The organism is Aeromonas sp. 97A, assembly GCF_051919185.1.
Lineage (GTDB): Bacteria > Pseudomonadota > Gammaproteobacteria > Enterobacterales > Aeromonadaceae > Aeromonas > Aeromonas veronii.
Genome location: NZ_JBQBFF010000001.1, coordinates 673,555 through 697,285, shown reverse-complemented (window position 1 = coordinate 697,285; position 23,731 = coordinate 673,555). Strand labels below are relative to the sequence as shown.

The following is a 23,731-nucleotide window of genomic DNA, read 5'->3' as shown; positions in this document are numbered from 1 at the left end:
AGCAAATGGCGTCGGGCCGAAATCAGCGGGTTACTAGCCAAAAAAACCAGATTGAATAGTGGTTTTGGCAATACCCATAAAGGGGTGAGATGAGTGCAGGAATGGGAGACAAAAAAAGAAAGGAGGCCGCCCTGACGGGCGACCGGCACAGCCTTGGCGTGTTTCGCCGTCAGCAGATGTGGCAGGCGATCTGGTGTTGCGCCATCAATCGCGCTAGCTTTTCCGGTGGCTCCTGATCGGTAAAGAGGGCGTGGATCTGGCTGAGATTGCCCAGATTGACCATGGCATTGCGACCGAACTTGGTGTGGTCGGCGGCCAGGAACACCTGACGGGAGTGAGCGATGATGGCCTGGGCAATCTTCACCTCGTGATAGTCGAAATCGAGCAGGGAGCCGTCGTTGTCGATCCCCGAAATCCCGATGACGCCATAGTCCATGCGAAACTGACCGATAAAGTCGCGGGTCGCCTCCCCCACGATGCCGCCATCGCGGTTGCGGATCTCGCCACCGGCAATGATGACGGTGAAGTCATCCTTGGCCGTCAAAATGCTGGCCACGTTGAGGTTGTTGGTGACGATGCGCAGCTCACGGTGATCGAGCAGGGCGCGGGCGATCGCCTCGGTGGTGGTGCCTATGTCGATAAAGAGCGATGAGCCGTCGGGAATATTGGCCGCTACCTCGCGGGCGATGCGCTCTTTCTCCTTGAGTTGCATCACTTTACGGGCGCTATAGGCGGTATTGACGGTACTCGAATGCAGGGAGGCACCGCCATGATGGCGCCGGATCTTGTTCTGTTCGGCGAGATCGTTCAGATCCCGGCGAATGGTCTGGGGGCTGACGTCAAAGTGGGTCACCAGATCGTCGGTCGAGACAAATCCCTGCCGCGTCAGGACGTCCAGGATCTCCAGATGTCGTTGGGTTTGCTTCACGCTTGCACTCCGATGATGAGACAAAAAAAGGCCCCGGCAGATGCGGGGCCTTTTGGCAGTTTACCTGATCCCCTTTGGGATCAATAAGCTGAGGATCACGTTTTATGCCTTATGGGCAGCCGCTTTCTTGGCCGCAACGGCAATGTTCTCATGCTTGAGGGTCATCGCCAGCAGAATGATGGAGAGCACGCAGGAGACGGTCAGCACCATGAAGCCGCCATCCCAACCGAAGTGGTCAACGGTATAACCCAGCATGGCGTTGGCTGCCACGGCGCCGCCCAGATAACCGAACAGACCGGTGAAACCTGCCGCAGTACCGGCTGCTTTCTTCGGTGCCAGCTCAAGAGCATAGAGGCCGATCAGCATGACAGGGCCGTAGATCAGGAAGCCGATAGCCACCAGCGCCATCATGTCGATGGTCGGGTTGCCGGCCGGGTTGAACCAGTAAACCAGCACAGCCAGGGTCACCAGCACCATGAACAGGATACCGGCCGGGGCACGGCGGCCCTGGAACATCTTGTCAGAGATCCAGCCACACAGCAGGGTGCCCGGAATACCGGCCCACTCGTAGAGGAAGTAAGCCCAGGAGGAGTTGTCGACGGTGAAGTGCTTGGCCTCTTTCAGGTAGGTTGGCGCCCAGTCCAGCACACCGTAACGAATGAGGTAAACGAAAGCGTTGGCGATCGCGATGTACCACAGCAGTTTGTTGTGCAGCACGTACTTGACGAAGATCTCCTTGGCGGAGAACTCCTGCTCGTGGCTCTCGTTGTAATCCTTCGGATAGTCGTTCTTGTACTCCTCGATGGGAGGCAGACCGACCGATTGCGGGGTATCACGCATCACGAAGAAGGCGATCACCGCGATGGCGGCCGCCGCTGCCGCAGGCACATAGAAGGCACTGCGCCAGTCGTTGAACCAGCCCATCCCGAGGATAAACAGCGGGCCAATCATGCCGCCGCCCACGTTGTGCGCCACGTTCCAGACCGCAACCACTTCACCGCGCTCTTTCTGTGACCACCAGTGCACCATGGTGCGACCGCAGGGCGGCCAGCCCATGCCCTGTGCCCAACCGTTCAGGAACAACAGCACAAACATGATGGCAATACTGGAGGTGGCCCAGTGCATGGTACCCATCATGAACATGATGGCAGCCGAGAGCAGCAGACCGGCGGAGAGGAAGTAACGGGCGTTGGAACGGTCAGAGACGTTCCCCATCAGGAACTTGGACAAACCGTAAGCGATGGAGACCCCGGAGAGCGCGAAACCGAGATCACCACGGGAGAAGCCCTGCTCGATCAGATAGGGCATCGCCAGACTGAAGTTTTTCCGTACCAGGTAGTAGCCGGCGTAACCGAAGAAGATCCCGAAAAACACCTGCCAACGCATGCGTTTGTAGAAGGGGTCGACCTTGTCAGCCGGGAGCCTGTCGATGTGCGCCGCAGGCCTGAAGAGACTAAGCATGTTCTGCTTCCTTATTGTTGTTATGGGCGGTTGAGGATGCCCTGACCATTCCAACGAATCATGTGAGTCCGCTGATTCGCAAGCGAGCCTATTGTGCTCATATGCGCTCATTTAATCTGTGATGCATGCTCAAATATTGCAGTTTTATTACAAATAAAAGCTCCAAATGAGAAATCACTCAGCAAGCGCCAGCCCTTGTGTGGCAAGGGTTGGGAGCTACCCCCTAAGTGGTAACTGGCGGTTATCAAGATGCTTTACGTCACATTTTCTTAGCAATGAGTGGGATCTTGTCCACATTTCCTATGGAGGGGGGATGGTGAAATTATGGGGAAGGGTTATTTTCTGTCACGACCGATAACGAGCGCAAACGAGCATAACGTTTGCGCAAGACGCAAAAACAACAAGGAAACGTTTTCGGCAGCAACGGATAGACACAAAAAGATAAAACGGAACATCAAACCTCTACGGGTGGATATAAGGAACAAAAGTATGAGCATACAAAGACCCAATACCCTGCTTGGCGAGTGCATCGCCGAGTTTATCGGAACCGGCCTGCTGATATTTTTCGGCGTCGGATGTGTGGCGGCACTGGTGCTGGCAGGTGCCAACTTCGGGCAGTGGGAAATCTCCATTACCTGGGGTCTGGGTGTGGCCATCGCCATCTATGTGACCGGCGGCATTTCAGGTGCTCACCTGAACCCGGCTGTAACCCTGGCGCTGATGACCTTCTGCGGTTTCGACAAGCGCAAGGTGGTGCCCTACATCATCGCCCAGATGGCCGGTGCCTTCTGCTTCGCCGCCCTTGTCTACTTCCTTTATGGTAACCTTTTCACCCAGTGGGAAGTGACCCATAACGTGGTGCGCGGCAGCGTCGAGAGCCTCGGCACCGCCGGGATCTTCTCCACCTACCCCAATGCCCTGCTGACCAATATGCAAGCTTTTGCCGTCGAGCTGGTGATCACCGCCGTCCTGATGCTGGGCATCATGGCGCTGGGTGACAACAACAATGGCGCCCCCAAAGGGTTCGCGGCCGCCCTGCTGATCGGTATCCTGATCGCGGTGATCGGCGCCTCCCTTGGCCCGTTAACCGGTTTTGCCATGAACCCGGCCCGTGACTTTGGTCCGAAACTGTTCGCGTTCTTTGCTGGCTGGGGTGATGTTGCCCTGACCGGTGGTCGTGACAACCCCTACTTCTGGGTTCCGATCCTTGGCCCCATCGTTGGCGCCCAGATTGGTACCGCTCTGTATGTCAAAGTGCTGGCTCCCTGCGTCCCGGGCAACCGTGTCGTCACCACCGAGCAAGCGACCCAAACCGCCAAAGAAGAGGCTGCCGCATAAGAGCGGCCCCCTCCAACGTATAAAAACGTGGAAAATAGAAACGTGGAGAACATCATGTCTGCTGAAAAGAAATATGTCGTCGCTCTGGACCAGGGAACCACCTCTTCCCGCGCCATCGTGTTTGATCAGGATGCCAACATTGTCGGTACCTCCCAGCGCGAATTCACCCAGCACTACCCGAAAGCGGGCTGGGTAGAGCACGACCCGATGGAGATCTGGGCGACCCAATCCTCCGTCTTTACCGAAGTGCTGGCCAAGACCGGCCTGCGCAGCGAAGAGATCGCCGCCATCGGTATCACCAACCAGCGTGAAACCACAGTGGTATGGGAAAAGGCCACCGGCAAGCCCATCTACAACGCCATCGTCTGGCAGTGCCGCCGCACCGCCGCCATCTGCGAGGAGCTGAAAGCACGTGGTCTGGAAGAGTACGTTCGCGAGAACACCGGTCTGGTGCTGGATGCCTACTTCTCCGGTACCAAAGTGAAGTGGATCCTCGACAATGTGGAAGGTGCCCGCGAGAAGGCGATGAACGGCGAGCTGCTGTTTGGCACCATCGACACCTGGTTGGTCTGGAAGATGACCAATGGCGAAGTGCATGTCACCGACCCGACCAACGCCTCCCGCACCATGCTCTACAACATCCGTGAGCTGAAGTGGGACGAGAAGATGCTGGACGAGCTGGGCATCCCCATGTCCATGCTGCCGGAAGTGAAACCCTCTTCCGAAGTGTACGGCTACACCACCCGTGGCGGCGGCTCCCGCATCCCCATCGCCGGTATTGCCGGTGACCAGCAGTCTGCCCTGTTCGGCCAGCTCTGCTTTGAAAAAGGGATGGCCAAGAACACCTACGGTACCGGCTGCTTCATGCTGATGAACACCGGCACCGAGCCGGTTCGCTCCAGCAACGGCCTGCTGACTACCGTCGCCATCGGCCCGAAAGGGGAAGTGAACTACGCGCTGGAAGGTGCGGTATTCATGGGCGGCGCCACCATCCAGTGGCTGCGTGACGAGCTGAAGATCATCCACGATGCCCGCGATACCGACTACTTCGCCTCCAAGGTGGGTGACACCAACGGCGTCTATCTGGTACCGGCCTTCGTTGGTCTGGGCGCGCCCTACTGGGATCCCTATGCTCGCGGCACCATGGTTGGTCTGACCCGTGGTGCCAACCGCAACCACATCATCCGTGCTGCGCTGGAATCCATCGCCTATCAGAGCCGCGATGTGCTGGATGCGATGCAGCAGGACTCCGGCATCAAGCTGGCAGCGCTGAAAGTAGACGGTGGCGCCGTAGCCAACGACTTCCTGATGCAGTTCCAGGCTGACATGATGCACACCCCGGTGGTACGTCCGACCCGCATCGAGACTACCGCCATGGGTGCCGCCTTCCTGGCAGGTCTGGCAGTCGGCTTCTGGAAGAGCTCGGACGAGCTGGAAGACAAGTTCAGCGTGGACCGCGAGTTCATCCCGCAGATGGACAGAGACGATCGCGCCAAACGTTACAGCGGCTGGCAAAAAGCGGTTGAGCGTTCACGCCGTTGGGCTGAAGAGGATTGATCGGGCATCCGACATTCTGTTGAGAGAAACCCCAGAGAGGCCGACCGCAATGTCGGCCTCTCTTTTTATGCTTTCCCTTGCCGCTTTCTGCCCCCTTCCCCGCTAACTGCTCCCTCCTGTTTTTCTGCCGCCCTCTGTTGTTACCATCCGCCACAACACAATTGAGTTCTCTATCTATAATCATCATCTGGGTCGCATATGCGACCTTATTTATGAGGAGAGCGATATGGAGAGGGCGATACACCGTTTTACACTGCAATCACTCTGGTCAGGGCTCGGGATCCGCACCCGGATCCTCGCTGGCGTGGCGATACTGATGGCCATCGCCATCAGCTGCATCACCTTGATCCTCGAGCAGATATCCCACAGTCAGGCCCAGCAGCGGGTCGAACGCTACGAGCTGCCAAGCAGCGTGGATCGCATTGCCAACCAGCTGACAGCGCAGCTTATCCAGCATCTGACCGAGGCACAGGCGCTGGCCAGCAACCGTTTTGTCATCGACTGGCTGACCGCTGGCATGCCAGAGCAAGAGTGGCCCGCCATGGAGCGCTACTTTCAGGATCTGCAACGGCGGATCGGCGGCAACGTCTTTATCGCCCCCCGCCAGAGCAACACCCTGATCAACTTCAGCGGCGGCCCCACCGCCCAGAAATCGCTGAGCGAATCAGACCCGAAAGATGGGTGGTTTTTCGGCTTTCTCAAACGCAGCAAACCCTATGAGTTGAACCTCGACATCTCCGATTTTGACAAGCGCGCCTCCCTCTATATCAACACCGCCGTCACCCACGAGGGCAAGACCCTGGCGGTGGCAGGTACCTCCATCGACATGAGTGCCCTGAGCAAGCTCATCAGCGGCTACCGGATCGGCAAGAGTGGTCAGGTCTATCTGGCCGACATGGAGGGCAATATCGAGATCCACCCCGAGCAGGAGGTGGAGGGGGCCGCCCACCACCAGCAATCCTTCCTCGATACCGTCAAACGGCTTATTCCCAATGCCCGGGAACAGGTGGCCGTAGAGGCGCTAACACTGGAGGGGCAAACCTACCTCATCGCGGTGCGTTACATCCCCACCCTCAACCGGCTGCTGATTGGCGAGATCAACAGCGCCGAGCTGGAAGAGGGACTGCAGGAATCCCGCCAGCTCATCATCATGGTGTCGCTCGCCATCGGCGGGATCGCCATGCTGGCCTCCGCCTGGCTGGCTCACTCCATCAGTCGCCCGATTCGTCAGGCAGCCGATGGCATGCACCACATCACCGCCGATCGGGATCTGGCAACCCGCCTCGACTTCTCTGACGAGTCGGAGCTGGGCATGATGGCCCAAAGTTTCAATCAGCTGATCCAGAGCCTGAACCAGAGCTTCTCCCGCTTCCAGCAGTCAGGCAGCGCCCTCTCCGCGCAGTCGTCCCAATCCATGCAGCAAGCCCAGGCACTGGCAGGAGAAGCGTGCCAGCAGGCCCAGAGCATTCAGGAGCTGACCACTGTGGTCACCACCATCGGTGACAACGCCGAGCAGATCGCCAGCCGCTCTGAAGGGGTCAACGACGTAACCCAACGCATCGCCAACCATATGCTCAGCATCGAGCAGGATGTGACCCAGAGCGCCGCGCAACTCGACACCTTGCGCAGCAGCATCGGCAGCTCCTCGGCCCTGCTCGATGAGGTGGTGAAAGACAGCAACAACATCACCCAGATCATGAACCTCATCCGCGATGTCTCGAACCAGACCAACCTGCTGGCCCTCAATGCGGCCATCGAAGCGGCCCGTGCGGGGGATATGGGACGAGGCTTTGCGGTGGTGGCCGACGAGGTACGCCAACTGGCGGTGCGTACCCAGACGGCCACCAAGGATGTGCAGGATCTTATCTTGCGCCTGCAGGAGGGAACCCGGCAGGCCAGCAGCTCGATGGCAGACTCCCGCAACTTGAGCGAAGAGGGATACAATCGGATGAATCAGGCCAGAGAGGTGCTGGTTGATGCAACCAGCCAGATCAACCAGACCGCCCTCGAGATCAACGAGATCAGTGCGCTGGCGCAGGCGCAGAATCAACAGATGGGGCAAGCCAGAACGGCGCTTGATGAGCTCGCCATGGTGGCCGAACACCAGCGAGAACACGCGCAGGAGAGCAATGCCGCCAGCCGCGAACTGTTCGAACTGGCCAAGGCCATCGACGAGCAGATCCGCCAATACCGGATTGGCTAGGCCCGGCGCTTCCCCCTCTCCCTCTCAATAACCAAGACGCCACCGCAGGGTGGCGTTTTCATTTTGCAAATCATTTTGCCTGCGCTCTCGAAACGGGAATGACGACAAAACTCGCAAGATATTGATAATTAACATGAAAAAATGTGGAACGGCCATTGCTTAGTGACATCAGACTCAACAGAGGGATATCGCCATGAAACCAACCACCAATCAAGCGCCCGTAGCCCACGTCGCCACTCAAAAAGAGACACTGACTCCCCGCGAAGGCACCTTCCTGATGATGGTGGCCCAGCTAGTGGTGCTCACCTGCATCGTACTGGCCGCCACCGTCGGCGGCCTCTCATGGCAGTGGACCCTGCTGCTGACCATTCCGCCGGTGATCGGTGGCGCCCTGCTCAGCCGGGTATGGGGCAAACTGCCCCAGTAACTCCGCTTCAGCTCACACACCTTCCCGAACCGGCGGCCGACCCTCAAGTCGGCCGTCTGTTTATCTGCCACCAGGCTAATGCTGATTAGCCGCAACGAAGGTGCGGCTTGTTCTTCGCCAAGCAAACCGCAGCGACGAACCGTTCAAACAAACCGCACAAACCAACCTGAACTACAGGGTATGGCTGCCCAGCTGCTCTTTGAGAAAATCGAGCCAGACCCGCAGTCGGATATCCCGCTGGGCATCGGAGTAGAAGACCGCATTGATGGGGCGCGAGGCGCCACTGTTACTGCGGGCCAGCACCTCCACCAGCGCGCCGCTCTCCCGATCCGGCCCGGTCATGAAATCCGATAGACAGACAATCCCCTGCCCAGCCAGCGCCAGCTGACGCAAGGTTTCACCGCTGCTGGCACGCAGGCTGGGGGTGATGGCAAAGCGATCCCCCTGCTCGGCACTGAGCAGCGGCCAGTGGTTGAGGTGATCGGGATGCAAAAAGCCGAGCAGCTCGTGACCGCTCAGCAGATCCGCCGGTTGGCGCGGGGTGCCGCGCTCGCTCAAATAAGCGGGAGAGGCCAGCAGCCGCAACCGCGAACGGCCCAGCGGCAGCGCGCGCAGGGAGGAGTCGGTCAGCTCGCCGATGCGGATGGCCATGTCCACCCGCCGCTCCATCAGATTGATAAAGCCCTCCGAGCTGTGCAGCTGTAGCTCGATGGCAGGGTAGCGGCGGCGAAACTCGCCGATGATCGGCACCAGCCGGTGCAGAATAAAGGGGGTAGCGGCATCGACTCTCAACACCCCTTCGGGTTGTTCCCGGCGCATCAGCAGATGCCCCTCCGCCTCGCTCATCTCGGTCAGGATCTTCACCGCCCGCTGATAGAACCAGCACCCCTCCTCGGTCAGGCTGACCCGGCGGGTGGTACGATTGAGCAGCACGGTGGAGAGCTTCTCCTCCAGCCGCTTGATGCCGCGACTCACCACCGAGTTGTCCATGCCGAGGTTCTCCGCCGCCTGGCGAAAACTGCCCGCCTCCACCACCGCCACAAACAGGGTCAGTTCATCAGAATGGGTCTTCATTGCTGTTATCCGGACAAGAGTAATGGGCCTTTATAGGCGCAGCCGCTGTGGATTGGCAAGCGTGCTCAGACAGGCGATCTTGTTTTTCGAAGAGAAATAACTAGAGAGAATCACTATCTCTCATCCTGTTTAATCAGTAGAATGCGATCAAGAGGAATCGTATGAAGCCAGATTATCAAGGGGATACATTAATGGAGTTTGAAGAACGGCTGGCTATTGCCCATCAACTACTGGCTGACAGTGGCCTCAAGGAATTTCACTACAATCCGTGGCTGTTCAAATTGCTGCGTAAACTCGGCGTCCCCGTCAAGCCGCCTTATTACGCGGGCTGGCTTACCAATTTCCTCTGTTCCGGCCTCTCTATTGCGCCGTTATGGGGTCTGATTATGTGGACATTCGTCTGGCATCCAGAGGGAAGGGATCTTTTATCAGCCCTGTTCAACACAGCCATGTTCGCTGGCGTATTTGGTCTTTTCACCTTAATTGGACTCTGGCTCAAACGCCGGCAGCTTGGATTGACCCCATGGGAGCAGTTGGAGCACCAGCACATCAATGAAGGCACAGAGAAGAAGGTCAAAGCTCCTGCTGCCGATTGAAACTGGGTGCAATACAGGCTCTGAAGAGCACACTTTCACAGACCCGGACTCTCACCTTGCCAGATTTCGTTAAATTTTTTATCAGCTTTTCAATTAACTGCCTCATCCAAACCGCCATTGGCCTCTTGGTTCTCGCCTACAGGCTTTTCCGCCACCACAATGGCAACTGGCGCAGCTATCGACGAAGCTGGGATCCTCTCCCTCTATTTGCCTCCATTTTCCTGGGCATGGTGATCGCAAAAAAGCTTCATCCGGCCATCATGGCAGCCTTGTAATGATTGGCCATAGCTTGGACGTTCATAGCCACAAATAATCAAGTAGTTCACTAGATGATCAAACATTTGTGCCCTCACTGTGAGATAAGCTGTGGATCAAAGCGTCCATACAGGCCAGTAATATCTCTTTGCGGGTTTTAGGTGGTTTGCCATTGAACGCGCAATCAGCGAAGGTGAGCTGGTGACTCATGCAGAAACAGGGGTGTTGACTACAAATTCAGACAATCATTCATAAAAATTTCTCACTACTGCTATTGCTGCTCTCCCCCCAATACTGTTTTGCGACCAGCGCCCTGTTTCCTGCAAGTCACGGCAGGCATACTGACCCTTCGTTTTTGCCAAGGAGGTTCAGATGTCATCACCCGTGATTGTGATTGCCCAGCTTGAAGCCAAACCCGAATTCGCCCCCCAGTTTCGCGCCGCCCTTGAGCCGCTGATTGCGGCCACCTTGCAAGAGGCGGGCTGCCAGCGCTATCAGCTGCATCAGGACTTGGACAATCCACACAGCTGGATGCTCTACGAGGTATGGGAGAGCGAAGCGGCCCTCACCGCCCATCAGAGCCAACCCCACTTTACCGAATTTGTCGCCAAGGCCGAGCCATGGTTTGCCAGCAGCGCCATTCGCCGCTATCAGCCGCTGGGCGCCTGACGGGCCCTTGCGCCACTCCTGTTTAGCCCGTCAAGGGCCAACCACCACCCCATTGAGGAATGAGATGATCAATATGCCACCCATGGGTCTGGGCACCTTCCGCCTGAAGGGCGAGCCGCTGCTTGCCACCCTGACCAACGGTCTGGAGCTGGGCTATCGCCATATCGATACCGCCCAGATCTATGACAATGAAGCCGAGGTCGGCGCCGTGCTGACCCGCAGCACTGTTGCTCGCCACGAGATCTACCTGACCACCAAGGTGTGGACCAGCGAGTTTGGCCCGGGCAAGCTGCTCCCGAGCCTTGAGGTGAGCCTGGAAAAACTGGGCACCGACTATCTGGATCTGGCGCTGATCCACTGGCCCTCCCCCAAGGATGAGGTGCCAATGGCGGTCTATCTGGAGCAGCTGGCCGAGGCCAAAGCACAAGGCCTGACCCGCGAGATCGGTGTCTCCAACTTCACCGTGGCCCAACTCAAACAGGCCATCGATATTTTGGGGCCTGGGGCCATCGCTCACCAACAGATCGAGGTTCATCCCCTGCTGCAAAATCACAAGGTAGTCGAGTTCTGCAAAGCCCAGGGTATCGCCGTCACCGCCTATATGCCGCTCGCCTATGGCAAGGTGCTGAGCGAGCCGCTGCTGATGGAGATTGGCCAGCGCCACGGGGTATCGGCGGCGCAGGTATCGCTGGCGTGGCTGCTGGCGCAGGGCATGACAGTGATCCCGAGCTCCACCAAGCGGGAGAATCAGGCCGCCAATCTGGCCGCCCTCGATATCACCTTGAGCAGCGAGGAGATGGCCGCCATCGCCACGCTGGATCGGGGTGAGCGCTGCGCCAATCCCGACTTTGCCCCTGCATGGGACTGACGCGAAAGGCGTGAGACTAACGCGAAAGAAAGGCTGGCTCTGCCAGCAAGCCAGATAAAACAGGGAGAGCATCATGCTCTCCCTGTCTCTTTTCTTGCCTCACGCTTTGTAGCGCTTGCTGAACGTCCAGTCGCCATATTGATGCCAGATACAGCCCCGCAATCAGGGCGCGTTCTGGCAAAGGGCGGGATCGAACACTTGCTTCCAGTCTGATTTCATATCGACCACCACCCAGCCCCGTGCTTTTGCCTGTGCCAGCCCGTCGATCAGCTTGCCGCTGGCTGGCGGATGGCTGTCGTAGGCGTATTCGCGCTTGGCATCGGTGTGGTGCACCAGCAGGCCGAAAGTGTGGTAATCCGGGTTGGTCGAGGTGTATTGCAGCATGGGCACGTCGCCATCGCTGTTACCAAAGGCGCCGACCGGACGCTGCCCCATAAAGAGGTGAATGGCGGCCGGTTTCGCCTTGCTGTCATCGAAATAGGCGCCGTTCATGGTCTTGCGGATCTCGCTGCCCTCCCCGGTCAGGGCAAACTCGCCGAGGGTAAAGGAGCCAATCACCTGCTGGGGCGGGATGCCATACATCTGCTCGGACATCACCCGCATAAAATCGACGCCGCCGCCGGAGACAATCCAGGTCTGAAAGCCATTGTCCCGCAGATACCCCAGCAGCTGCTTCATCGGCAGATACCCGAGCTGATCGTAGTGGCAGCCAAAACGGGGATCCTTGCTGCTGTTGACCCAGCGAGTGACCCGCTCGGCAAACTCGGTGGTAGTCATGCCGCTGTGGGTCAGTCCCACCAGCTTGGCGAGCCCCTTCTCCCCCGATTTGGCCACGGCCTTGAGGTCGTTGTTCAGCACTGCCGCGACAATGGGGTCGGCCTTCCACTCCGGATGTTCCGGTGCCAGGCGCTTGATCTCGTCCATCGCAAACTGCAGCTGATAGGTCATGGGCGCTTCAGGCCAGAGGGTGCCGTCATTATCAAACACCACATGGCGCTTCTCTGGCGGAATAAAAGTGGCCTGTTGCTGATCGGTGGCATTGGTTACCCAGCGGGTGATCGCCTGCTTGGCTGCCGTGTCATTCCAGGCAGAGAGGGGATCGCTCTGGCCAGCCTGTACCGCAAAGGCACCGCACAGCAGCAAAAGAGAGGAGAGTCGATTCAATGCCATCATGTTACCTGTCAGCTGGATATTGCCTGTCTATTGCCTGTAGATGAAAGCGCACGGCCATCACAACACCGGCGCGCATGGATTCAACACACTCGGGTTTCACAGGGAAAATCCTATGGCGGCCCGCTTGTACTGGAGCTTAAGCAAGCTCAGAAAAAGAGCAGCGTTCATCCCGTTCTGCGAGGCAGATCACTGCGTTGCGCTCACGCCGCGGGCAACCCCCCCTCCCCATCGTCATTACTGCTGATTTGGCAAAAGTAATTTGATGTTACCGTCATTTTTGCCAACAAAACCCATCGGCATACTGGCGCCATTCTCCCGTCGGGAGTCCCTATCCAAGGAGTTGTTATGCCACTGGCGTTATTTGCCCTTACCTTAAGTGCCTTTGCGATCGGCACTACCGAATTTGTGATCGTGGGGCTTATCCCCACCATAGCCCAGCAGCTTAATGTCTCGCTCCCCTCGGCGGGCCTGCTGGTCAGCCTCTATGCCCTTGGGGTAGCCATCGGCGCCCCCGTGCTCACAGCGCTCACCGGCAAGGTGCCGCGCAAGTGGCTGCTGGTGGGACTGATGGCACTCTTTACCGCCGGCAACCTGCTGGCCTGGCAGGCCCCCGGTTACGAGAGCCTGATCGTGGCCCGCATCCTCACCGGATTGGCGCACGGGGTCTTCTTTTCGGTAGGCAGCACCATCGCCACGGGTCTTGTGGCCAAAGAGAAGGCAGCGAGCGCCATCGCCATCATGTTCAGCGGCCTCACCGTGGCACTGGTAACCGGCGTACCGCTCGGCACCTGGATTGGTCAGGTCTTTGGCTGGCGTGAAACCTTTCTGGTAGTAAGCCTGCTCGGCCTCATCGCCATGGTGGGCAGCCTGCTGCTGATCCCGAGCAACCTGCCCAAGGGGGCAGCCTCGACCATCCGCGAGCAACTCTCGGTACTGACCAAAAAGCCGCTGCTGCTGGTCTACGCCAAAACCGCCCTTGGTTATGGCGGCGCCTTCACGGCCTTCACCTTCCTCGCCCCCATCCTGCAGCAGGTGAGCGGCTTTAGCGCCGGTGCGGTGAGCCTGATCCTGCTGGTGTACGGGGTATCGGTTGCCGTCGGCAATATCTGGGGCGGCAAGCTGGCCGACAAGATGGGCCCATTGCCCGCACTGAAACTGCTGTTTGCCGGTCTGGCGCTGGTGCTGCTGGCCCTCACCTTCACCGCACCCCATCCGGTGCTGGCCGTGCTCACCGTGCTGGTGTGGGGCGCCTTTGCCTTCGGCAACGTGCCGGGTCTGCAGGTACTGGTGGTGAAGCAGGCCGAACTGCACACCCCCAAGGCGGTGGATGTGGCATCGGGCCTGAATATTGCCGCCTTCAACGTCGGCATTGCACTGGGATCTGTGGTTGGTGGCTTGGTGGTAGAGCACCTCGGCCTGATGCACACCCCCTGGATCGGCGCCCTTATCGTTCTGCTGGCCTACGGGCTAACCCATGTCAGCGAGCGCCGCGAAGCCCTCCGGCTCGCTGCCTGTCAGGCATAAGCTGCGCCAGCAGGCGTCACGCAAGGGCGTGGCGCCTGCTGCAATCGGCGCGGCAGGCTTCTATGCTGTGACACAGCCTCAAGCCCTCAACTGTTTCAGTAACCAAGCCGGTCACCCTCGCATCATTTGCCACGGAGTCTGTTATGAAGGTGCTTATTGTCTATGCCCATCCCGAACCCAAAAGCTTCAACGGTGCCCTCTTCTGCCACGCCATCAGGGCGCTGGAGCAAGCGGGTCACACAGTGATGACCAGCGATCTCTATGCCATGGGCTTTGATCCCGTCTCGGATCGGCGCAACTTCACCGCCGCCAGCGATCCCGATTTTCTCAAGCTGCAGCTTGAAGAGCTGGCTGCCACCGAGCAGGGCAGCTTTGCCCCGCAACTGGAGCAGGAGATGCAAAAGCTGGAGGCGGCCGACCTGCTGATCTTCCAGTTCCCGCTCTGGTGGTTTGGCCTGCCCGCCATTCTCAAGGGGTGGGTGGATCGGGTCTTTGCCATGGGGCGGGTTTATGGTCAGGGCCATATCTACGAGAGCGGCAAGTTTCGCGGCAAGCGGGCGTTGCTGAGCCTCACCACCGGCGGCCCTGCCGAGACCTATCTGCCCGACGGCTTCAACGGCGATATCGACGGGGTGCTGCGCCCCATCCAGCGCGGGATCCTGCAATTTGTCGGCTTCGACGTGCTGCGCCCCCATATCTGCTATGCCCCGGTGCGGGTCTCGCAAGAAGAGCGGGAAGCCTGGCTCGCCCAGTGGGCCGATCGCCTTGGCCAGATTGAGCAGGAGTCCCCCATCGCAGTCGGCCGCTACCAGTAGTAGCTGACGCCCCCCAAAGCACAAAAACAGCGAGCAGCCCCCGGCCGCTCGCTGTTTTTCACGCTCTGTCGTTATGGTTTTTGTTATCCGTGGGCAAGCATTATGCCGCCTGTGGTACGCCTGCTTTGCCGGTCACCGCCCGCTTGAGCCAGTAGTCGAGGCTGACGTAGCGGCCCCCGCCGTAAACCAGCAGCACCAGCAGCATCACGAAGTAGGTGGCGGCAAACTCCATCCCGTTGTTGAGCATCACGGGATCCCCGAGCTCGGTGATGTAGTTGTAGCGACCGGGGAAGTTGGCGGCCAGCCACTCGATAAAGCCGTTGAGGCGCACAGTAGCCTCCATGCTGCCGGTGGCGATGGCATCCCAGCCGTGCTTCCAGTGAACCATGGCGCTCGCCACGCTCATCAGGAAGATGGTGGGAATGGCCATGATACGGGTAAAGAGGCCAAGGGCGATGCAGATGCAGCCCAGCACCTCGGTGCCCGCCGCCAGAAAGGCGAGCAGGGTCGGGAACGGCAGGTTGAGCCCCCCTTCCGAGACCGGGGCACCAAACCAGGCGACGGTGCCGGCAAAGCCCATCACCTTGGAGTGGGCCCCCACATAGATGACCGGAATGAGATAGAGACGAATGGCCAGCAGGGCCAGAAAATCGAGCCGCTTGCACTGGGCCACCGCCCGCTCGTACCACTGGATCAGGGTGTTGTTCATGGGAATTCTCCTTGGTGTTTGCTAAATGGGGGCAAGGGGGCGCCGGGCTGGCGCTCGCCAACGGACAAGGTCAGCAGACCCAGCCGGTGAAAATGGCGAGCCCACTCGCTCAGATCAAAATCACTGCGAACCTGTTGCAGGAACGCGGCTTGGGTGATCCCAGGCTGCTGTTGCAGCAGCTGGATCAGCGCCACATCCCATTCGCGCAAGCGCTGGGTCACCACCTGATGTTCCGGGCTGCGAAACAGGCCATAGAAGTGGTTGCCCTGCCGGGTCGGCACCACGCCGCTGCGACGAATGGCGAAGGGGAGTTCAAGCAGTTGCAGGGTGGGATTGAGCACAAGCGGACTCTCCGCTGTCACCTCAACCCCCGATATAACTTGCGGCACTACCCCTTCATCAATCTCGACACAGAGGCAGGCCCACTCGTACTCCAGCAGCGCCAGCCGCTGCCTGGGCCAGTTGAGAGAGCCTTCACTGTGGCGATGCTGCACATAGCGGACAAACTCGGTGGCGATATGGTGAAACTCGGGGGCCTCGGCGCCGTGCTGGATAACAAAGCCCTCCACCAGTTGCCATCTGTCCACCAGCGCCCAGTGAGCGTGGGTGAGCGGAAAAGCGCTCTCCAGCACCGACTCCACATTGGCGCGCACGCTGCGGGCATAGTGGCTGGCGATGCCATCCTGCGGCAGCCGCACCCGGCTCGCCAGCCAGGCGGTCTGCTGCTGCATCCGCTGCGGGGCCGTTTTGGGCGCAGTGATCAGTGATAACCGTCTATCCATAGCGCACCTCCCGCACCTGACTGTCGATCGCCTCGCAACAGGCGCCGTGCACCCGCGCCAGCTCGGCCTCCAGCTCTGCCAGCGGTGGCAGATGGTGATCCCGCTCCAGCAACAGGGGGCGCAGGCCATGGGTCTGCACCGTATAACGGGCCAGCGCCACCACCTCCTCACAGACCGGACGACCATGGGTATCCAGCAAGGTGCCATCCGCCTCTTCCAGATGACCGGCGATATGGAAATAGCTGATCGCACTGCCCGGCAGCCCGGCGATCATCCGCTTGGGGCAGTAACCGTGGTTGCGGCTGTTCACAAAGACGTTGTTGATATCGAGCAACAGCTCGCAGCCGCTGCGCGCCACCAGCTCGGCGAGAAAATCCTCCTCCGGCATCTCGTGGTCATAGCCGTGGTAGTAGGAGATATTTTCCAGCACCAGCGGGCGGGCCAGCGCATCCTGCACCTGCGCAATCCGCTCGGCCAGATAGGGGATGTTCTCCCACTGACGCGGCACCGGTAGCAGTTCGTAAAGATACCCCTGCTGGTCGCGGGAAAAGCTCAGGTGCTCGCTATAGATCTCTATGCCGAACTCGTCCAGAAAGGTGCGGATCTGGCTGAGCAGGGTGCGATTGAGGGGCTGGCAATCGCCGAGGGAGAGGCTGAGGCCGTGGGCCACCAGCGGGTAACGCTCGGCCAGCTGATGCAGCTGCGCCCGCCTGGCGCCGCCGATGGCCATCCAGTTCTCCGGCGCCAGCTCGAGAAAATCGATGCCGGGGCGGACGGGGCCGGAGCAGAGCGCATCCAGATGCTCCTGCCGCAGCCCGATCCCCCGACTGCGGGAGCTTATTGGCCGCATACCCCCTCCGTCATCTTGCTGCCGCTGTTGGTACCGGATCTGTCGCTATCAATCCCCTCTCCCGCCACGCCGCACTTGCCATCGCGGGCGCGCACCAGTCGGCCTTGCGGATCGCTGTCGAGGGCCTGCTTCTCAAAGCGCTTCTCGGTGCCGCACTTGCCCGCCGCACACTTGCCGCCGTGCTGTTCGCTGGGGGCCGCTTTCACCGGCGCATCGCTCGGGGTGGCCGCCAGCGCCAGCCCCGGGGTCAGGGCAATCAGGCTGGTCATGGCGATGGAGAGGGTCAGTTTGTTGGTTTTGTTGCTGCTTGGGTTACTCATGGGTGGACTCCTTGACGGATGAAACTGGGTAGCTGGAGAGATCGCGGGCGGCAATCACCTGACCGCGGAACTGCGACTTGACGATGTCGAGCGCCTCGCTCTTGCGGCTCAGCCCCAACCCCATCCAGTGGTTCAGCACCAGCAACTTGGGGTTCACCTCGGCGGCAATCTTGGCCACCACCGATGGCTTGGCATGAAGCGAAGCCGAAACCGGGTCGGCCCCTTCGTGGATGGCGAGCGGCATCACCAGAATGTCGGCGCCCCGGGCAAAATCGAGGAAGGCGGGGTTGGAACCGTTCTGATCCGCCGAGATGACGATGCTCCCCTCGGCACTCTGGATCCGGTAGGCAAGACAGGGCACGTCACCGTGGGGGATGCCGAGCGCGGTGATGGTCAGCCCATCCTGCTGATAGACGGTGTGGGGTTTTGGCCCCCGATAGGGGACATCAATCAGGGTGATGGGGAAGAGACCATCGGTGCCATCCTTGAAACCGCTCAGGTAGGCATACGCCCCCTTCTCCTTGTTGAAGAGGGCGTCAAAGTAGCCGCTCATGCTGGGGAAGGCCGAACCTGCCTCGGGCCCCGCCAGATCCAGCGGGTCACTGCGCTCGAAGAAGTAGGCTCCCTTGAGCAGAGCGGGCAGGTCGGTCACATGGTCGGTGTGAAAGTGGGTGATGCCGATAAAATCGACCTCTTCGAGCTTGGCCCCCGCCTGACCGAAGCGCAGGTAGACGCCGCCACCGGCATCGATCAGGATGCGGGATTTCCCCTTCCACCAGATCACCTCGCTGGAGGAGGCACGCTGATCGTCGGAGATGGGGCCGCCGCTACCGAGCACCTGCAGGGTGAAGTTCTTGTCCAGTGGCGTCAGTTGTACGCCCTGGCTGGCGGCACCCGCCGGCGCGGCGGCAAGGGCGCAGCCGATGGCCAGCGCCACCGCTTTCAATGTCTGTTTCATATTGATTACCTGTCGGTTGAGTGACAGTTCGCGACTGTCAGTGAAGTGGCAGGGTGGGTGATCGGGCTGCGCCACTGGCAGCCCGACCGGGCATGCGGGCAACCCCGCAGATCAGATCTGGTCGCGGTCAGCCGCTTCCCAGCGCGCTTCCAGCCAGAGCAGATTGCACAGGCCCAGCAACAGGGCAAAGCCAAGCCCCAGTATCCAGGTGAAGTACCACATGGCGTCCTCCTTATGGTCAGTAGAGTTGATGGCCGTCGCGCTTGATGCGGGCACGGTCGAGCTTGCCGCGCACCACCCGATAGACCCAGCCGGTGTAGCCGAGGTTGACCGGCATCAGCACCAGCACGATGCCGAACATGATGGCCAACGTCTTGTAGCTGGAGGTGCCATCCCACAGGGTCAGGCTGCTCGCGGCATCAAGGGTTGAAGGGAGCACAAAGGGGAAGAGCGAGATGGCCACCGAGCCAAGCATGGCGATGCAGGCCACGGCGCTTGCCACCAGAGCCAGCCGTCCGCGCTCCAGCCAGGCGGCGATGCCGCTCGCCAGTGGCGCCAGCGCGCCCATCACCGGCACCAGCCAGAGCAGTGGCTGCTCGTGGTAGTTGCGCAGCCAGCCGGCGACATGGGGGGTAACCCCCTTCATCAGCGGGCTCAGCACGGCGTTGCCGTCAAAGGGCTGGCCCGCCAGACCGGTCAGCTGATAGCCCTGCAGATCCACCAGATGCCAACCGGCCAGCAGGTAGAAAAAGGTCACCAGCGGGGCCAGCAGGATGGCGATACCCCGTGCGCGCACGCAGGCGTCCCCGTTACCTTGGCTTGCAGAAAACCGGCGCCGTGCAGCAGCAGCAAGGTGATGGCGGTGGCCAGCACCGAGAGCAGCCAGCCCCAGTGGAAGGTGAACGCGCCGTAGTGCAGACGCAGCGCCGTGTCGAAGCGAAACGGCAAGCCCTGCATCACCAGACCGATGGCGGCGCCGAGGATCAGGGTCGGTATCAGGCCCCCCGCCACCAGCGCCCTATCCCACCAGCGGCGCCACAGCGGGTCGGTCAGCTTGCTGCGATAGTCAAAACCGACCGGGCGCAGAAACAGGCCGAGCAGCAGCACCACCATGGGGATGTAAAGCACCGAGAAGGCGGCGGCATAGACCAGCGGCCAGGCGGCGAACAGGGCGCCGGCACCGGCAATCAGCCATACCTGATTGCCCTCCCACACCGGCCCCACGCTGTTGATCACCAGCCGCCGGTCGTCGTCATCCTGCGAGACCACCGGCAGCAACATGGCGATGCCGAGATCGAAGCCATCCATCACGATAAAGCCGACCATCATGAAAAGCAGCAGCGCCCACCAGATGAGTTTCAGAGTTGCGTAATCCATCAGGCGATCCTCGCAAGTTCGGGTTGTTCACCGCTGTAGCGGCCGGTATGGAGAATGGCGGGCCCCTTGCGGATCACCCGGCGCAGCAGGAACAGCTCCACAACCAGCAACAGGGTGTAGATGGAACAGATGGCGATAAGACTGAACCAGAGCTGGCCCGGGGTAAGCAGGGAGACCGAGGCCGACACCGGCAGCACGTCGCTGATGGTCCAGGGCTGGCGACCGAACTCGGCCACAAACCAGCCCGCCTCGATGGCGATCCAGGGCAGCGGAATGCTCCAGAGCAGGGTCTTGAGCAGGCGTGGCGAGCTCTGCAGCCGGTTGCGGCAGAGCTGGACAAAGCTCACCACCATCAGCCCCAGCATCACGACGCCGAGCCCCACCATCAGACGAAAACCGAAGAAGAGCGGCGCCACCTGCGGGATGGAGTCCTCCACCGCCTTGGCAATCTCCGCCTCCCCCGCCTTGGCGATATTGCTGGCATAGGGGGTGAGCAGCAGACCGTAGCCGAGATCCTTGCCGTGTTTGGCAAACAGCGCCCGGTTTTCGGCCGAGTCGTTGCCGGCGCGGATCTGTTCGAGTGCACCGGACGCCACCATGCCGCTGCGAATGCGCGCCTCGTGCTGCACCTTGAGATCCTTGATGCCGGTCACCGCCTCATCGAGGGAGCGAGTGGCGATGATCCCCATCAGATACGGGATCTTGATGGCGGCGTGAGTGGTCTCCCCCTGCTGATCCGGGAAGCCGAACAGGGTAAAGGAGGCCGGGGCCGGCTCGGTGTGCCACTCCGCCTCGATGGCGGCGAGCTTCACCTTCTGCACCTCGCCGGTGCGATAGCCAGACTCATCCCCGAGCACGATGACCGAGAGGATGGCCGCCAGTCCGAAGCCGGAGGCGATGGCGAAGGAGCGCAGGGCAAACTGCACCTCGGTCTTGCGCAGCAGATACCAGCTGCTCACCCCCATCACGAACATGGAGGCGGCCACATAGCCCGCCGCAACGGTGTGAACGAACTTCACCTGCGCCACCGGATTGAGCAGCACGGCGGCGATATCCACCAGCTCCATCCGCTGGGTCAGCAGGTTGAACTCGGCCCCCACCGGATTTTGCATCCAGCCGTTGCCGATCAGGATCCAGAGCGCCGAGAGGTTGGAGCCGAGCGCCACCAGCATGGTCACCAGCAGGTGCTTGCCGCGGGAGAGCTTGTCCCAGCCAAAGAAGAAGAGCCCCACCAGGGTCGATTCGAGGAAGAAGGCCATCAGCCCCTCGATGGCCAGCGGGGTACCGAAGATATCCCCCACGTAGTGGGAGTAGTAAGCCCAGTTGGTACCGAACTGGAACTCCATGGTGATCCCCGTGGTGACCCCCATGACGAAGTTGATGCCAAACAGTTTGCCCCAGAAGCGGGTGATGTCCTGATAGATCACCTTGCCGGTCATCACATAGGCCGACTCGGCGATCACCAGGATCCAGGACAGCCCCAGGGTGAGGGGGACAAACAGGAAGTGGAACAGGGCCGTGGCGCCAAATTGCAGGCGCGACAGGCTGACCACGTCATCCGGATTGATCATGTGTCACTCTCTTTTGTTGTATTTGCCTTGCACGTTTCATGCAGGACAAGTACACCACGGGTCATGACACCTATAACAGATGCAGTTATAGTGAATAGCACCTATAACAGTTGATCCAGATCATGCCTCTTTACCAACAACTGGCCGAACGCCTGAGCCGCGAGATCGATGACGGTATCTGGCAACCGGGGGAACGCATCCCCTCCATCCGCCAGTGCTGCAAGACCCACCACCTGAGCCCGATGACGGTGCTGCAGGCGTATCAGCTGCTGGAGAGTCAGGGGCGGATCCTCGCCCGCCCCCAGTCCGGTTACTACGTCAAGGCCGCCTCGCCACAGGTGGCGCGCCACACCCCGAGCCAGACCCACTACAGCGGCTCGGTGGATATCAACGATCTGGTGTTCGAGGTGTTGCAGGCGAGCAAATCGCGGGCACTGGTGCCTCTTGGCATGTCGGTGGCCGACCCGACCCTGTTCCCCCATCCCCAGCTCGGGCGGGCGCTGGCCAGCTGCATGCGCAGGCTCGACCCCTTCAGCACGGTGGCCGACCTGCCCCCCGGCAACGAGGCGCTGCGCCGCGCCATCGCCCAGCGCTACGCCAGCGACGGGGTCGCCATCAACCCGCAGGAGATCATCATCACCACCGGCGCCATGGAGGCGCTCTCCCTCAGTCTGCAGGTGCTGACCGAGCCCGGTGACTGGGTGGTGGTAGAGTCGCCCACCTTCTATGGCGCCCTGCAGGCCATCGAGCGGCTGAAGCTCAAGGCGGTGGAGATCCCGGTGATCCCGGGGGTAGGCATCGATCTGGCGCTGTTGGAAGATGCCCTCAGCCAGATGCCGATCAAGGCGTGCTGGCTGATGGGCAATGTGCAGCACCCGCTGGGCCACACCATGCCCGATGCGCACAAACAGGGGCTGATGGCACTGCTCAACGCCCACAAGGTGCCGCTGGTGGAGGATGACGTTTATGCCGAGGTCTACTTCGGCCGCGAGCGCCCCAAACCCATCAAGCACTGGGATCAGCGCGGTGACAGCCTGCTCTGCAGCTCCTTTTCCAAGTGTCTGGCGCCGGGCTTTCGGGTCGGCTGGGTGGTGGCGGGGCCCCATGCCGAGCGGATCCAGCGGCTGCAACTGATGTCCACCCTCTCCACCAATGTACCGAGCCAGCTGGCACTGGCCGAGATGCTGCGTCAGGGCGGGGTGGATGCCCACTTTCGCCGTCTGCGCCACACTCTGGCCCAGCGCCAGCAGCAGATGCGGGCAGCGCTGCAGCGACTGTTACCAAGCGAGGTGCGGATCTCCTCCCCCGATGGCGGCTACTTTCTCTGGCTGGAGTTTGCGCCCCGCCTCGACAGCCGCGCCCTCCACGCCATGGCGCTCGACTGCGGCTTCTCCATCGCCCCCGGCGCCCTCTTCTCCAGTCAGGGGCAACACAACCACTGCCTGCGCCTCAACAGCTCCCATCCCTGGAGCGAACAGCTGGAGCAGGCGCTCCACCAGCTTGCAGGCCTGATAAAGCGGCAGCTGGCAACAGAGGGGTGATCGCCAAAGCGCAGAAACAACAACGCCCCTTGGGCGGGGCGTTATCGGCAATCCATGGCGGTGAGGGTATCAGGCGGGGGCGTTAAGCTGGGCCACCTGCCGCTCGATGCTCCCTTTGAGGTTGTCATCGAGTTTGAGGGCGCGCGCCAGTTCGTCGAGATAAGCGCGCTCCATAAAGTGATCCACCTCGATGGCGAGCAGGGAGGCGAGATAGACCTCGGTGGCCAGCTCCATGTCGGTCACTTCCCGCGCCAGCGCGTGGGGGTCGAGGGGGCGGGCCAGCTCGGCGTCAATCCAGCGGGCCGCATCGCTCTGGCCCTGTTCGGTCAGGTACTCCTGAATTTTCTGGCGCTCGGCGCCGTCGATATGGCCGTCGGCCCGGGCTGCCGCCACCATGGCGCGCACCAAGAGAGCCGATCGGGCGTCCAGCGCATTACCTTCCAGAGTGCTGACGGGATGGGTCGGCTGGGCGGGCGCCGCCTGCTGGGCCTGCCAATCCTGATAGAGCTTGTAGGCCAGTCCGCCAAGGGCCGCGGCGCCGCCCACGGCAGCCGCCTTGCCGCCATATTTGCGCATCTTCTTGTTGCCCAGCAGCAGACCGAGCGCACCACCGGCCAGCGCCCCCTGCATCTGCCCCTTGCGCTTGTCTCCGCCTTCGTTGAGCCAGCCTTTGCCAGCCCCCAGCAACTGTTCCAGCATCTGTTTCATGGTGTCACTCCTGCGGGTCAAAAAAGT

General features: G+C 60.6%; 23 protein-coding genes and 1 pseudogene. 11 read left to right on the top strand and 13 right to left on the bottom strand.

Annotated elements, in window-relative coordinates; genetic code table 11:
- Positions 1-169: 169 nt before the first annotated feature.
- Positions 170-928 (bottom strand): DeoR/GlpR family transcriptional regulator, encoded by a 759-nt coding sequence (locus tag ACTG27_RS03210; protein ID WP_005337538.1) that lies wholly within the window; start codon positions 926-928, stop codon positions 170-172.
- A 102-nt stretch (positions 929-1,030) separates the two neighbouring features.
- The gene (gene glpT, locus ACTG27_RS03205) at positions 1,031-2,389 is read right to left on the bottom strand and encodes a glycerol-3-phosphate transporter (protein WP_005337540.1); all 1,359 of its coding nucleotides are present in this window, start codon (positions 2,387-2,389) and stop codon (positions 1,031-1,033) included.
- A gap of 489 nt (positions 2,390-2,878) precedes the next feature.
- Between glpT and ACTG27_RS03200 the strand changes: the two genes are divergently transcribed.
- The 4 genes from ACTG27_RS03200 to ACTG27_RS03185 all read left to right on the top strand — a co-directional run bounded on the left by ACTG27_RS03200 (position 2,879) and on the right by ACTG27_RS03185 (position 7,914).
- The gene (locus tag ACTG27_RS03200) at positions 2,879-3,727 is read left to right on the top strand and encodes an MIP/aquaporin family protein (RefSeq protein ID WP_005350866.1); all 849 of its coding nucleotides are present in this window, start codon (positions 2,879-2,881) and stop codon (positions 3,725-3,727) included.
- A gap of 54 nt (positions 3,728-3,781) precedes the next feature.
- Entirely contained in the window at positions 3,782-5,284 is a 1,503-nt protein-coding gene (gene glpK, locus ACTG27_RS03195; protein ID WP_005337546.1) for a glycerol kinase GlpK, read from the top strand.
- Positions 5,285-5,510: 226 nt separating this feature from the next.
- Complete coding sequence (locus ACTG27_RS03190) at positions 5,511-7,487, top strand: methyl-accepting chemotaxis protein (RefSeq protein WP_139463902.1); 1,977 nt, start codon at positions 5,511-5,513, stop codon at positions 7,485-7,487.
- 193 nt (positions 7,488-7,680) lie between these two features.
- Complete coding sequence (locus ACTG27_RS03185; protein WP_429091712.1) at positions 7,681-7,914, top strand: hypothetical protein; 234 nt, start codon at positions 7,681-7,683, stop codon at positions 7,912-7,914.
- Between the two features lie 171 nt (positions 7,915-8,085).
- Here ACTG27_RS03185 and ACTG27_RS03180 read toward each other — a convergent pair whose 3' ends face one another.
- A complete protein-coding gene (locus ACTG27_RS03180; protein WP_406595365.1) occupies positions 8,086-8,988 on the bottom strand; it encodes a LysR substrate-binding domain-containing protein in 903 nt (300 codons plus the stop codon).
- A 191-nt stretch (positions 8,989-9,179) separates the two neighbouring features.
- Here ACTG27_RS03180 and ACTG27_RS03175 point away from each other — a divergent pair, with 191 nt between their 5' ends.
- The 4 genes from ACTG27_RS03175 to dkgB all read left to right on the top strand — a co-directional run bounded on the left by ACTG27_RS03175 (position 9,180) and on the right by dkgB (position 11,376).
- Complete coding sequence (locus ACTG27_RS03175) at positions 9,180-9,584, top strand: DUF6404 family protein (protein WP_199416093.1); 405 nt, start codon at positions 9,180-9,182, stop codon at positions 9,582-9,584.
- Between the two features lie 56 nt (positions 9,585-9,640).
- Positions 9,641-9,859: a hypothetical protein gene (locus ACTG27_RS03170; protein ID WP_159163860.1), complete on the top strand. Its 219-nt coding sequence runs from the start codon at positions 9,641-9,643 to the stop codon at positions 9,857-9,859.
- Positions 9,860-10,211: 352 nt separating this feature from the next.
- Positions 10,212-10,508, top strand: coding sequence for a putative quinol monooxygenase (locus tag ACTG27_RS03165; protein ID WP_107682352.1), 297 nt, complete (start codon positions 10,212-10,214; stop codon positions 10,506-10,508).
- 64 nt (positions 10,509-10,572) lie between these two features.
- Positions 10,573-11,376 (top strand): 2,5-didehydrogluconate reductase DkgB, encoded by an 804-nt coding sequence (dkgB, locus tag ACTG27_RS03160; protein ID WP_439979080.1) that lies wholly within the window; start codon positions 10,573-10,575, stop codon positions 11,374-11,376.
- Positions 11,377-11,538: 162 nt separating this feature from the next.
- Here the strand turns inward: dkgB and ACTG27_RS03155 are convergent, their stop codons facing one another.
- Positions 11,539-12,549 (bottom strand): HAD family hydrolase, encoded by a 1,011-nt coding sequence (locus tag ACTG27_RS03155; protein WP_439979079.1) that lies wholly within the window; start codon positions 12,547-12,549, stop codon positions 11,539-11,541.
- Positions 12,550-12,894: 345 nt separating this feature from the next.
- Between ACTG27_RS03155 and ACTG27_RS03150 the strand changes: the two genes are divergently transcribed.
- Together ACTG27_RS03150 and ACTG27_RS03145 are read left to right on the top strand one after the other, a co-directional pair.
- Positions 12,895-14,073, top strand: coding sequence for an MFS transporter (locus ACTG27_RS03150; RefSeq protein WP_111899550.1), 1,179 nt, complete (start codon positions 12,895-12,897; stop codon positions 14,071-14,073).
- A gap of 143 nt (positions 14,074-14,216) precedes the next feature.
- Positions 14,217-14,888 carry an NAD(P)H-dependent oxidoreductase gene (locus tag ACTG27_RS03145; RefSeq protein WP_139732359.1) on the top strand — a complete coding sequence of 224 codons (672 nt, stop codon included), beginning with the start codon at positions 14,217-14,219 and terminating at the stop codon, positions 14,886-14,888.
- A gap of 100 nt (positions 14,889-14,988) precedes the next feature.
- Here the strand turns inward: ACTG27_RS03145 and ACTG27_RS03140 are convergent, their stop codons facing one another.
- From ACTG27_RS03140 to ACTG27_RS03105, 8 genes and pseudogenes are all read right to left on the bottom strand, one after another.
- Positions 14,989-15,597: an HvfX family Cu-binding RiPP maturation protein gene (locus ACTG27_RS03140; protein ID WP_368194582.1), complete on the bottom strand. Its 609-nt coding sequence runs from the start codon at positions 15,595-15,597 to the stop codon at positions 14,989-14,991.
- Positions 15,594-16,379 (bottom strand): HvfC family peptide modification chaperone, encoded by a 786-nt coding sequence (locus ACTG27_RS03135; protein WP_439979078.1) that lies wholly within the window; start codon positions 16,377-16,379, stop codon positions 15,594-15,596. The genes ACTG27_RS03140 and ACTG27_RS03135 overlap by 4 nt, the downstream gene beginning before the upstream one ends.
- Positions 16,372-17,229 (bottom strand): DUF692 domain-containing protein, encoded by an 858-nt coding sequence (locus tag ACTG27_RS03130; RefSeq protein ID WP_362771297.1) that lies wholly within the window; start codon positions 17,227-17,229, stop codon positions 16,372-16,374. Before ACTG27_RS03130 ends, ACTG27_RS03135 begins: the two co-directional genes overlap by 8 nt.
- On the bottom strand, positions 17,217-17,549 hold the full coding sequence (locus tag ACTG27_RS03125; protein ID WP_201908065.1) for a hypothetical protein: 333 nt from the start codon (positions 17,547-17,549) through the stop codon (positions 17,217-17,219). Before ACTG27_RS03125 ends, ACTG27_RS03130 begins: the two co-directional genes overlap by 13 nt.
- Positions 17,542-18,507, bottom strand: a complete 966-nt coding sequence (locus ACTG27_RS03120) for an MBL fold metallo-hydrolase (RefSeq protein WP_182925737.1) — start codon at positions 18,505-18,507, stop codon at positions 17,542-17,544. Before ACTG27_RS03120 ends, ACTG27_RS03125 begins: the two co-directional genes overlap by 8 nt.
- 111 nt (positions 18,508-18,618) lie before the next feature.
- Positions 18,619-18,729, bottom strand: coding sequence for a cytochrome bd-I oxidase subunit CydX (cydX, locus tag ACTG27_RS03115; protein WP_041208534.1), 111 nt, complete (start codon positions 18,727-18,729; stop codon positions 18,619-18,621).
- 79 nt (positions 18,730-18,808) lie between these two features.
- Positions 18,809-19,833 (bottom strand): annotated as a pseudogene (gene cydB / locus ACTG27_RS03110) (cytochrome d ubiquinol oxidase subunit II); the annotation flags it as partial.
- A 50-nt stretch (positions 19,834-19,883) separates the two neighbouring features.
- A complete protein-coding gene (locus tag ACTG27_RS03105) occupies positions 19,884-21,455 on the bottom strand; it encodes a cytochrome ubiquinol oxidase subunit I (RefSeq protein WP_439979077.1) in 1,572 nt (523 codons plus the stop codon).
- 122 nt (positions 21,456-21,577) lie between these two features.
- Here ACTG27_RS03105 and ACTG27_RS03100 point away from each other — a divergent pair, with 122 nt between their 5' ends.
- Positions 21,578-22,996 (top strand): PLP-dependent aminotransferase family protein, encoded by a 1,419-nt coding sequence (locus tag ACTG27_RS03100; protein WP_439979076.1) that lies wholly within the window; start codon positions 21,578-21,580, stop codon positions 22,994-22,996.
- A gap of 69 nt (positions 22,997-23,065) precedes the next feature.
- Here the strand turns inward: ACTG27_RS03100 and ACTG27_RS03095 are convergent, their stop codons facing one another.
- Positions 23,066-23,704 carry a tellurite resistance TerB family protein gene (locus ACTG27_RS03095; protein ID WP_439979075.1) on the bottom strand — a complete coding sequence of 213 codons (639 nt, stop codon included), beginning with the start codon at positions 23,702-23,704 and terminating at the stop codon, positions 23,066-23,068.
- Positions 23,705-23,731: the final 27 nt, after the last annotated feature.